Here is an 11,845-nt window from a genome sequence, read left to right as displayed (position 1 = left end):
GAGCGCAGCGACAGCAACAACATAAGCGAAGAAAGTGGATTGAAGTTTGCACACCGAAAAGTGAGACCTTTGAAACATATATTACTCTTATTTACAGTGCAATTACAAATATTTCCTTGATCATTTTGTTCTTCAAGTTTTTTTACAACATTAAAGGAATATACATTATTCCTTTAGATACATAATGAAATTAGCCAAACCTAGACATCGTTTGAGGTAATATAATGTACAACTGTAAACTACAATAAATAAAAAGCATTTTGTGTAGACATAATTTCTTAAAATGAGGTGTACATGATGTCCAGTGATATGCTTCTAGTCGAGGCTCAGCTTAAGGAACATCGAGGACGCAAAATATGGTTTGTTGTAGTATTGCTTTTATTAGTAGTTACTTGTGTATTTGTTTTTTATTTTTTGTTTAATAAGGATTTGAATTTTGAAGCCTACAAAACAGTTGTCGGTAAAACTACTGAAAATAGTCTAGGACGTTTAACGTTAAATGAAATAATTATTGATGATAACCAAATATTATTGAATGCTACCTTTAAGCCAGAAAAGGACTTGAATTTTGACTATCAAATTTTTTTCTTTCCTCAGGTTTTTGTGAATGGAAAAGAGTTCACAGTTAGAAATGGAGGACAGTCAATCCAACAATCCGATAAAACCTATACAATCTATAGTAGTGTGAAATTAAGTGAACTACCAGAGGATAAAACATTAAATTTAGATATTCGTTATGACGACTGGAACGTGGAAAAAAAGATTGACGAGCCGTGGGAATTTCAAGTGGAAGCTTCACAAAAGCAATTACAAGAAGATAGAAAGGTCTTCCCTGTTGAGAAAAAAGTAAAGCTGTTAGATGGTCAGGAAATAACAATAGAAAAGGTTGTTTCTACACCAATATCAACTACGATTTACTTTTATTCCGATAATAGCTTATTAAATGAAACATTACATTTTAAAATCCAATCAGCAACAGGGGAATCTTGGCCCTTTAACTTAGCGTATCCTTTAAATGAAGATTATACGAAGTGGGGAGTTCGTCTCGATGCTTTATATTTAACGGGGAAGAGCTATGAGCTGATTCCGATTGCTGCTAATGGAAGTGAGCTTGGTTCGGCTGTTAAAATTGGAGATAAATAACGAAACCTGATTATTGTATAATAACTTTACAATATCTTAAACCAAAAGGATGATTACCCCATGTAGTATGAATATATATGGAATGGAAGGTAGTTGAAGATATTGCGAAGGTTATGGGAGATTTTTTTAGTTTCTCTTAAATTAGGTTGTACATCCTTTGGGGGTCCAACGGCACATTTAGGGTATTTTCAAAATGAATATGTTCAAAAGCGTAAATGGTTATCTGATAATGACTATAGTCAGCTTGTTGCGCTCAGTCAATTTTTACCCGGGCCTGCATCGAGTCAGGTAGGAATGGGCATTGGCTTATTAAGAGGCGGTTTGTTCGGCAGTATTGTGTCATTTCTTGGTTTTACATTACCGTCAGTTTTGCTACTTATGGCATTTGCCTATTTTTCTGCACATACGGGGATAGAGATGGGCTGGACTCATGGCTTAAAATTGGTGGCTATTGCGATTGTTGCACAAGCTATTTTTGATATGTCCAAAAAATTAATCATTAGTATTCGCCATTGTATAATCGCTTTATTTGCTCTTGTAGTAGTACTTTTATGGGTCCATCCACTTGCTCAGGTGACTGCAATTATCGTTGCTTCTTATATAGGCTATTATTTTTTGAAGAACAGTAATCAAAGAGATGACCCAAAAGAAACGGTTGTATCTATTTCAAAAACGACTGGTATATGTTTTTTAGCGCTGTTTGTAATACTTCTTGTTGGTTTACCAATTGTTAGCCCAGTTATTCAAAATGAATGGTTTACGATCATTGAAAAGTTTTATCTATCAGGTGCATTAGTGTTTGGTGGAGGTCATGTCGTATTGCCTTTACTAGAGACACAGTTTGTTCAAAGTGGGTTAATGAGCTCTTCAGATTTTTTAGCAGGATACGGAATGACGCAGGCAGTCCCTGGTCCATTATTTACGTTCGCCTCCTACATAGGTATGGTCATTGCTGGTGTACCTGGGGCCATTATAGCTACGATAGCCATTTTTTTACCGGCATTTTTGCTAATAGTAGGGGCAATGCCTTTTTGGCTAGCTCTTAATCGTTTCGCCGGATTAAGGGGGGCGATGGCTGGAGCAAATGCAGCAGTTGTAGGAATATTAGCTGCCGCTTTTATTCATCCGATTATTACACAAACAATTCAAAATGGTTTAGACATAGTAATTGCAGCTGTTTTTTTATGGAGCTTAATGCGTTGGAAAATCCAACCTTATTTGCTTGTGTTAGTTGGCATTTGCGTAGGGATTGTATGTTATTAGAATATAAAAAATCAAAGCCATTATTGCTGTGGTTTTGATTTTTTTATGCAATAAAGTAGCTATTTATATAAAGTGAGCACTACTTTTTGTAACAAACCTCTTAATAAATACATGGTCAGCAGGAGCCCTCTATAATTGTATTTACCATTCAATTTTGATGTAGTTATTTTTACTAGTTGGATTCATGGCGTTCCCTGTCTTGATTGTTTATAATGAGGAAATGGAAAAGACTAACGAGAAAGAAGGGATAGCTATGGCACGAGGTGTTTACATTCATATTCCTTTTTGTCATCAAATTTGTAACTATTGCGATTTCAATAAATTTTATTTTAAAAATCAGCCAGTGGATGAATATATAGAAATGCTAGGCAAGGAAATGGAGCTAGCGACAAAAAAATATCCCGAGAGTTTTAAACAAATCGAAACGATATTTCTTGGTGGCGGTACGCCAACAGCGTTAACATCTAAACAATTAGGGAAACTTCTTGAGCTTATTCGTGCGTATATTCCAATGGACAATGTGACAGAATTTACATCAGAGGCCAATCCGGACGAGCTATCAGAAGCAAAATTGCAGGCACTATTTGATGGTGGTGTAAATCGCTTAAGTATGGGTGTACAATCTTTTGATCAAGAGTTATTAAAGAAAATTGGTCGTACACATAGCAATAATCACGTCTATGAAACAATTGCCTTGGCGAAAAAAGTAGGTTTCAGAAATATAAGTCTGGATTTAATGTATGGTTTGCCAGGTCAGACGATGGCACAGTGGAAGGATACGTTAGAAAAAGCGTTCGCCCTTGATCTACCGCATTTTTCCGCATATTCACTAATAGTGGAGCCAAAAACGATTTTTTATAATCAATTCACAAAAGGTAAGCTCCATTTACCAACTGAAGATTTTGAAGCGGATATGTATGATGTGCTAATGAACCAGATGGAGGCTCATGGGCTTCAACAATACGAAATTAGTAACTTTGCTCAATCAGGTTTCAGTTCTAGGCATAATAAAATATACTGGGAAAACGATGAATATGCAGGCTTTGGTGCCGGTGCTCATGGATATCTAGCTGGTGTGCGTTATTCAAATCATGGACCATTGAAAAAGTATATGGATGCAGTAAGTGCAGGAGAACTACCAATTGTATATGAACATGATGTAACAAAGAATGAGAAACGAGAAGAGCAAATGTTTTTAGGTCTGCGTAAAACGGAAGGAATTTCACACACTATATATGAAGAAAAATTTAATGAATCAATGCAGAAGCATTACACACATGTCATTGAAAAATTAGTTTCAGAAGGTCTTTTGGAACATGATACTATTGGAATTCGTCTTACGCGAAAAGGTCGTTTTGTAGGTAATGAAGTTTTTCAACAATTTTTACTAGAAGATTGAGCGATATCGTTGACATAAAATGTGGGATTTGATAACTTAATAATAGTATTAGCACTCCTCTTAGTTGAGTGCTAACAGAGGTGATAATCATGCTAACAAATCGGCAATTACAAATATTGCAAGCCATTGTAGACGACTTTATTATGTTTGCACAGCCGGTAGGTTCTCGCCAAATCTCCAAAAAGCAAGAGATTACATTTAGTCCAGCCACAATTCGAAATGAAATGGCGGATTTAGAGGAATTAGGCTTCTTAGAAAAAACGCACACTTCCTCTGGTCGAGTGCCTTCGGAAAAGGGTTATAGATTTTATGTAGATCATTTGTTGAATCCACAAGGCATTAATTCAAGGGACATTCAGCAAATCCAATCAATTTTCAATGATCGTTTAGTAGAAGTAGAGCATATTATTCGAAAGTCAGCCAATATTTTATCAGAGCTGACATCGTATACATCGATTCTTTTAGGACCAGATGTTCAAAGACATCGTATTAAACGATTCTCAATTGTGCCACTCTCTAGCGATACAGCAGTAGCGATAATCGTAACGAATAACGGACATGTTGAAAATCGCATGTTTAGTTTACCCCCTAATTTTACCGCTTCTGATTTAGAGAAAATGGTTAATATCTTAAATGAACGCCTTGTTGGTGTGTCATTAGAGGATATTCATAAAAAACTGGAAGCTGAAGTGCTAGCAGTATTACAGCAGCATGTTCGATCAGCGGATGATTTTATTCAAGCTCTCGTTACAGCGACGATGCATAATTCGGAAAGTAAAATTTTCTATGGTGGTAAAACAAATATGTTCAACCAACCGGAATTCCACGATTTAAATAAAGTCCGTATGATTTTGGACTTAATGGAAACGACTAGCCAAGTGCAATCGCTCTTTCATCCTAATGAATCGGGCATTCATATTCGTATCGGCTCGGAAAATAAACAACTAGAAATGGAAAACTGTAGTGTCATTACGACCACTTATTCTATTGGTGAAGATCAGCAAGGAGCTATTGCAATTATTGGTCCAACACGTATGGATTATAAGCGTGTTGTTGCTTTACTAGACGTAATGCGCATGGATCTAACACAAGCCTTTACGAAGAATCGTAGTGATTGATAATGAGGAGGATTCAAGTGACAGAAACAACTGAAAACAAAGACCTTGTACAAGAAGAAAAGGACGTACAAGCTGAAAATGTAGTAGAAGAAACAGAAGTAGTAGAAGAACAAAAGACTGAATTAACAATCGAAGAGCAGTACGAAGCAAAGCTAGCTGAGTTACAGGCTAAGTTAGACGACGAGGAAGGTCGTCATCTACGCTTACGTGCTGACTTCGATAATATACGCCGTCGCAATCAACTTGATCGTGAGGCTGCTGAAAAGTATCGCGCACAAAGCTTACTGTCAGATTTATTGCCAGTAATCGATAATTTTGAGCGTGCCTTACAAGTTGAAGCAACTTCTGAAGAGACTGCTTCTATCGTAAAAGGTATTGAAATGGTATACCGTTCTCTGTTAGAAGCTACTGAGAAGGAAGGCTTACAAATTATTAAAGCTGAAGGTGAGCAATTTGATCCAAATGTTCACCAAGCTGTCATGCAGGAGCAGGATAGTGAAAAAGAGACGGGAGTTGTCTTACGCGAGCTTCAAAAAGGCTATATGTTAAAGGATCGTGTATTACGCCCAACTATGGTATCAGTAAACGAATAGTCATAGCACTATTTAGTCAATGACATTTAATTAGAAAACGCATCTTTTGCGTTTAAATAATAGGAGGAAATTTTTATGAGCAAAATTATCGGTATTGACTTAGGAACAACAAACTCTTGTGTTTCTGTACTTGAAGGTGGAGAACCAAAAGTAATTCCAAATCCAGAAGGAAACCGTACAACACCATCTGTTGTTGCGTTTAAAAATGGCGAACGTCAAGTTGGTGAAGTAGCAAAACGTCAATCAGTAACAAACCCTAACACAATTATTTCTATTAAATCTAAAATGGGTACATCTGAAAAAGTTAAAGTGGAAGACAAAGAATATGCTCCACAAGAAGTATCTGCAATGATTCTACAATACTTAAAAGGCTATGCTGAAGACTACTTAGGTGAAAAAGTAACTAAAGCAGTTATTACTGTACCTGCTTACTTCAACGATGCTCAACGCCAAGCTACAAAAGACGCTGGTAAAATCGCTGGTCTAGAAGTAGAGCGTATTATCAACGAACCAACAGCTGCTGCACTTGCTTATGGTTTAGACAAACAAGATACAGATCAAAAAGTATTAGTATTTGACCTTGGTGGCGGTACATTTGACGTATCTATTCTTGAATTAGGTGACGGTGTATTTGAAGTATTAGCAACAGCTGGTGATAACAAACTAGGTGGGGACGATTTCGACGACGCTATCATCGAGTACCTTGTAGCAGAATTCAAAAAAGAAAACGGCATTGACCTTTCTAAAGATAAAATGGCTATGCAACGTCTAAAAGATGCAGCTGAAAAAGCGAAAAAAGACTTATCAGGTGTAACATCTACTCAAATTTCTTTACCATTCATCACTGCTGGTGAAGCGGGTCCATTACACTTAGAAATTTCTTTAACTCGTGCAAAATTTGACGAAATTACATTACCATTAGTAAACCGTACAGTAGGTCCAGTACGTCAAGCATTATCTGATGCAGGTCTTTCAACATCTGAAATTGACCAAGTTATCTTAGTTGGTGGTTCTACTCGTATTCCAGCTGTACAAGAAGCTGTACGTAAAGAAACTAATAAAGAGCCACACCGCGGTGTAAACCCTGACGAAGTTGTAGCGATGGGTGCTGCTGTTCAAGGTGGCGTATTAACTGGTGATGTAAAAGACGTAGTTTTACTAGACGTAACTCCACTTTCTTTAGGTATCGAAACTATGGGTGGCGTATTCACAAAATTAATTGACCGTAACACTACGATCCCAACATCTAAATCACAAGTGTTCTCAACTGCAGCTGACAACCAACCAGCAGTAGATATTCACGTACTACAAGGTGAACGTTCAATGGCAGCAGACAACAAAACATTAGGTCGCTTCCAATTATCGGATATCCCACCAGCACCACGTGGTGTACCACAAATCGAAGTAACATTCGATATTGATAAAAATGGTATCGTATCTGTTAAAGCAAAAGACCTTGGTACAAACAAAGAACAAACAATTGTTATCCAATCTGATTCTGGCTTATCTGAGGAAGAAATCGAACGTATGGTAAAAGATGCTGAAGCAAATGCTGAGGCAGATACTAAGCGTAAAGAAGAAGCAGATCTTCGCAACGAAGCTGACCAATTAGTGTTCCAAGTTGATAAAACAATTGCTGACTTAGGCGAACAAATTACAGAAGACGAGAAAAAATCTGTAGAAGATGCTCGTGATGAACTGAAAAAAGCGCTTGAAGCTGGCGAATTAGAGGGCATTAAATCTGCTAAAGAAAAACTAGAAGGCGTATTACAGCCATTAGTTATGAAAGTATATGAACAAGCTGCAGCAGCTGCTCAAGCAGCTCAAGGTGGCGATGCAGGTGCAGATGCTGGCGCTGGTAAAAAAGACGATATCGTTGACGCTGACTTTGAAGAAGTAAAAGACGATAAATAATAGTAAGTAACACAGTTAAGTGAAGAAGCCAAAGACCGCTTGCGGCTTTGGCTTTTCTCTTTATTTATGAGCTACTCAAATAGACACACATTGAATCGTCTAGTTGCATAGGTTATTAGCGAGAAAAGTAAAAAATATGTGATGCAACATTTGTAATGAATAATTAATAATTAAAATAGAGGCAGTTTTTTTAACTGCATGATACAATAGATTTTATGCAAAAAGAGCGGAGTGTGAATCATGGATAAACGCGATTACTACGAGGTGCTTGGTTTAACAAAATCGGCTTCTAAAGATGAAATTAAAAAAGCATATCGTAAATTATCAAAGCAATACCATCCTGATCTTAATAAAGAGCCGGGTGCAGATGAAAAATTCAAAGAAATCGCTGAAGCTTATGAAGTGTTAAGTGACGATCAGAAAAAAGCACGCTATGATCAATTTGGCCACGAGGATCCAAATGCAGGCTTTGGTGGTGGTGGCTTCGGAGGAGGCGGCTTTGGCGGCTTCGAGGATATTTTCAGCTCATTCTTTGGTGGTGGAGGTCGTCGTCAAGATCCGAATGCACCACGCAAAGGTGATGACCTTCAATATCGTATGAATATTAAATTTGAGGAAGCGATTTTCGGGAAAGAAACAGAAATCGAAATTCCTAAAGATGAAGAATGTGGTACTTGCCATGGTTCAGGTGCAAAAACAGGTACTAAACCTGAAACATGTGCAACATGTCAAGGTGCAGGTCAAGTAAATCAAGCTGTAGATACACCTTTCGGGCGTATGATGAATCGTCGTACTTGTTCTACATGTCATGGTACAGGTAAAATCATTAAAGAAAAATGTTCAACTTGTCGTGGTGAAGGAAAAGTTCAAACACGTAAGAAAATCAAAGTAACGATTCCGGCGGGTGTTGATGATGGTCAGCAAATTCGCGTGTCTGGTCAAGGTGAGCCTGGTATAAATGGAGGACCAGCGGGGGATTTATATATTATGTTCCGCGTTCAAGGACACAATGAGTTTGAGCGTGATGGAGATGATATTTATTTCGAACTAAAACTGACATTCCCACAAGCATCTCTTGGTGATGAAATTGAAGTTCCGACTGTTCATGGGAAAGTAAAACTACGTATTCCTGCGGGAACACAGTCAGGTGCGCAATTCCGTCTAAAAGACAAAGGTGTCAAAAATGTACACGGCTATGGCACAGGGAATCAATATGTAACAGTAAAAGTTGTGACGCCAGAAAAATTAACAGAAAGACAAAAACAATTACTGCGTGAATTTGCGGAAATCAGTGGTGATATTCCTGAAGAGCAAGGAAGCTCACTATTCGATAAAATTAAGAAAAAATTCCAAGGTGAATAATTAGAGGAGCTGAAGAGCTACGTGAAGTGGTCAGAATTATCCATTCATACAAAAAATGAAGCGGTAGAAGCAATTTCGAATATTTTGCATGAAGCAGGGGCAAGTGGTGTGGTTATTGAGGATTCTGCAGAATTTGCTAAACCACGAGAAGATCAGTATGGTGAAATATATGCGCTAAATGAAGCGGATTTTCCGAAAGATGGTGTTATTGTTAAGGCTTATTTATCGGAGTCTAGTTTTTTAAATGAAACAGTCGAAGAAATTAAGGCAGCTATAACAAATCTAACGAACTTTAACATTGATATTGGCGATAATGTTGTATCGATTGTGGAAGTTAACGAGGAAGACTGGGCAACAGCATGGAAGCAATACTATCATCCTGTAAAAATTTCTGAACGCTTTACAATTGTACCAACATGGGAAGAATATGTACCAGTATCAACAGATGAATTAATTATTGAATTAGATCCTGGTATGGCTTTTGGTACAGGAACACACCCTACAACTGTTATGTGCTTACAGGGGCTTGAGAAGGTTGTAAATGAGGGAGATACGGTTATCGATATCGGCACGGGTTCAGGTGTTCTATCAATTGGTGCAGCTTTACTAGGAGCTAAGAGCGTACATGCACTTGATTTAGACGAAGTAGCAGTACGTTCAGCACAAGAAAATGTTGCGTTAAACAAAGTAGATGATAAAGTATCTGTATTCCATGGGAACCTACTAGATACAGTTAAGGAACCAGCTGATGTCGTTGTGGCCAATATTTTAGCAGAAATTATTATGTCCTTTACTGACGATGCATTTTCAGTTGTCAAACCGGGTGGATTATATGTCACTTCAGGCATCATTGCCGCAAAACGTGATGATGTAAAAGCAGCTCTAGAAGCTTCAGGCTTTGTAATCGAAGAAGTATTACTAATGGAAGATTGGGTAGCTATAATTGCCCGTCGACCACAATAAGTGGACTGAGGAAGCGCCAAATCGTGAGCCGTGTGCTTGCGATTTGGCGTTTTCTCTTTTTGCTATAAAGGAGTATGGTAAAATGCAACGTTATTTTATTGAGACGACCATAGAGGAAGCACGTATTAGCGGTGAGGATGCACGACATATTGAACGAGTAATGCGTATGAAAGAGGGCGACAAAATCGTTGTAGTTGCACAAAACACCGCCCATATTTGCGAAATTGTAGCCTTCGAAGCAGATGAGATACACGTTCAAACTACAGGCGAAATTGTTCCTTCTCCGGAGTTACCTGTTCATGTAACAGTGGCATGTGGTTTACCGAAGGGCGATAAACTAGAACTTATTACACAAAAGGCAACAGAGCTTGGAATGTTTGGCCTGTTGCCATTTGAAGCGGAGCGTTCCATCGTTAAATGGGATAAAAAGAAGGGTGCCAAAAAGCAAGAACGTCTACAAAAAATTGCAAAAGAAGCAGCTGAGCAATCCCATCGTACACATATCCCTGAAATTTATGAACCAATCTCTTTTAAACAGCTAGAAGAGCAAGTGGGCAATTTCGACGTCGTTTTTATAGCAGATGAAGAAGATGCAAAAGCAGAAAAGCGCACAAGGTTTGCGGAGAAGCTAAAAAACGCGTATGACAAAAAATCGAAATCAATACTTATTATCTTTGGTCCAGAAGGCGGTATTGCTAGAAAAGAAGCGGATGCCCTACTTCAAGCCGGAGCCCAAACTATGTCATTAGGACCCCGAATTTTACGAGCAGAAACAGCGCCGCTCTATGCACTTTCTGCAATATCTTATGAATTTGAATGAATTAGGCATGTAGCCTTGTCAAAAGAGGTTTTTCCTACACTTGGCTGTGCATGAGTAAATGGTATTTTGATTGCTTATAAATGCAGTGCTGGCAAGGTTTGAGGGAGTAGGCAAAATACACGCTTAATGACTGTTAATATTAAATCCTATCAAAAAAAGCCGATTCAAAATTTTTTGAATCGGCTTTACTAATGCTCATCCCCATAACGTGTCATGATATGACAGTCCAACTGTGAAAATACGTTACTCTAATCTTTGGTAACTAATTCATAAAAATCTTTCTTCTTATACAATTTAGGTTAAAAAAACAGAATAATTATTTTTTTGGGGGAGCAAATGAATAAATTAATTATCTCATTAACTTTTTTTGTATTGCCGCTATGATCTATTGTGCCACTTTAATAGCAACGGGTTTATATACTGTTTCATTTCCTGAAGTATTTAATATTCGCTTACTTGAAATAGGTAAAATACCAATTACAATTTCAATATTAGCTTTTAGTATTGGGGCAGGATTCGGCATTTTACACTTACGAGAAAATAAATAAAAACGTAAATTGGGAAAAGATAAGCGAGTAATTCAGTTATCTAATTGTCCCAGCATTCAAACAAGGACCAAGTATTGGAAAGTTTTAAAATATAAAACACAATTAAAAAGAGTACCTGGCATTTTGTGTTCATTTTTTAATATCGGTAAAAAAAACTAGTATACACGTCTATTCATAGATTTAATTGCTACATATTCTATATGGAGAGCTCTCAAAAACTACAAAATGAAAAGAGGGAAATTTATTGAGTAATAAAATAGATCCAATTCAAACTTGTCCAGTAACATCAACACAACAAATACCATTAACTCCGGGTACTACTACACTAGTTACTACACCGGTATTGCTTCCAACTCTTAAAGTTCCAGTTGTACTTGCAGAACCAACACTTCAAATCGTTGTGGAGTCAGATATTACTCTAACTCCTGCAGCAACTGAAATCAAAAGAGTGAAAAAAAATGTATTCTTGAATCAAGTGAAACTAGTACCGGTTGCTTTTGCACGTATTGATGGCACTGACTTTTTTAGTGTAACAAGAGCTAAATTATTTGTAGCAGGACATATTCGTAAAAATATAGAATATGCATCACTAGCATGTAACGGGGCACTCCAAGATAGAATTGCCGATGTTCCGTTTTCTGGTTTTACAGACATTACTTTCCCACAAGTAGTAGGAGGTCCTACTCCAATCATAGGGATTTCTGAGTTTGCCGAAGCGAACT

The 11,845-nt window shown here is 37.5% G+C and carries 10 protein-coding genes and 1 pseudogene; all 11 read left to right on the top strand.

Going from position 1 to position 11,845, the window contains the following annotated elements; all coding sequences use genetic code 11:
* The coding region (locus ACQKNC_RS02235) for a hypothetical protein (RefSeq protein WP_427423259.1) at positions 1-185 on the top strand (185 nt) is incomplete at its 5' end.
* Positions 186-297: 112 nt separating this feature from the next.
* Complete coding sequence (locus tag ACQKNC_RS02230) at positions 298-1,143, top strand: DUF4179 domain-containing protein (protein WP_427423258.1); 846 nt, start codon at positions 298-300, stop codon at positions 1,141-1,143.
* A 93-nt stretch (positions 1,144-1,236) separates the two neighbouring features.
* Positions 1,237-2,406, top strand: a complete 1,170-nt coding sequence (gene chrA, locus ACQKNC_RS02225; RefSeq protein ID WP_427423257.1) for a chromate efflux transporter — start codon at positions 1,237-1,239, stop codon at positions 2,404-2,406.
* Between the two features lie 253 nt (positions 2,407-2,659).
* Complete coding sequence (gene hemW, locus ACQKNC_RS02220) at positions 2,660-3,805, top strand: radical SAM family heme chaperone HemW (protein ID WP_427423256.1); 1,146 nt, start codon at positions 2,660-2,662, stop codon at positions 3,803-3,805.
* An 89-nt stretch (positions 3,806-3,894) separates the two neighbouring features.
* Entirely contained in the window at positions 3,895-4,923 is a 1,029-nt protein-coding gene (gene hrcA / locus ACQKNC_RS02215; protein WP_427423255.1) for a heat-inducible transcriptional repressor HrcA, read from the top strand.
* Positions 4,924-4,940: 17 nt separating this feature from the next.
* Complete coding sequence (gene grpE / locus ACQKNC_RS02210) at positions 4,941-5,516, top strand: nucleotide exchange factor GrpE (RefSeq protein ID WP_427423254.1); 576 nt, start codon at positions 4,941-4,943, stop codon at positions 5,514-5,516.
* Between the two features lie 75 nt (positions 5,517-5,591).
* Entirely contained in the window at positions 5,592-7,430 is a 1,839-nt protein-coding gene (dnaK, locus tag ACQKNC_RS02205; RefSeq protein WP_427423253.1) for a molecular chaperone DnaK, read from the top strand.
* Positions 7,431-7,670: 240 nt separating this feature from the next.
* Positions 7,671-8,792 carry a molecular chaperone DnaJ gene (dnaJ, locus tag ACQKNC_RS02200; RefSeq protein WP_427423252.1) on the top strand — a complete coding sequence of 374 codons (1,122 nt, stop codon included), beginning with the start codon at positions 7,671-7,673 and terminating at the stop codon, positions 8,790-8,792.
* Positions 8,793-8,813: 21 nt separating this feature from the next.
* The gene (gene prmA, locus ACQKNC_RS02195) at positions 8,814-9,755 is read left to right on the top strand and encodes a 50S ribosomal protein L11 methyltransferase (protein WP_427423251.1); all 942 of its coding nucleotides are present in this window, start codon (positions 8,814-8,816) and stop codon (positions 9,753-9,755) included.
* A gap of 82 nt (positions 9,756-9,837) precedes the next feature.
* On the top strand, positions 9,838-10,575 hold the full coding sequence (locus ACQKNC_RS02190) for a 16S rRNA (uracil(1498)-N(3))-methyltransferase (RefSeq protein WP_427423250.1): 738 nt from the start codon (positions 9,838-9,840) through the stop codon (positions 10,573-10,575).
* Positions 10,576-11,367: 792 nt separating this feature from the next.
* Positions 11,368-11,845, top strand: a pseudogene (locus tag ACQKNC_RS02185) (CsxC family protein); the annotation flags it as partial.

It is taken from the genome of Lysinibacillus sp. NPDC094177 (assembly GCF_050279145.1).
GTDB lineage: Bacteria > Bacillota > Bacilli > Bacillales_A > Planococcaceae > Lysinibacillus.
This window is presented reverse-complemented; position numbering and strand designations above follow the sequence as displayed.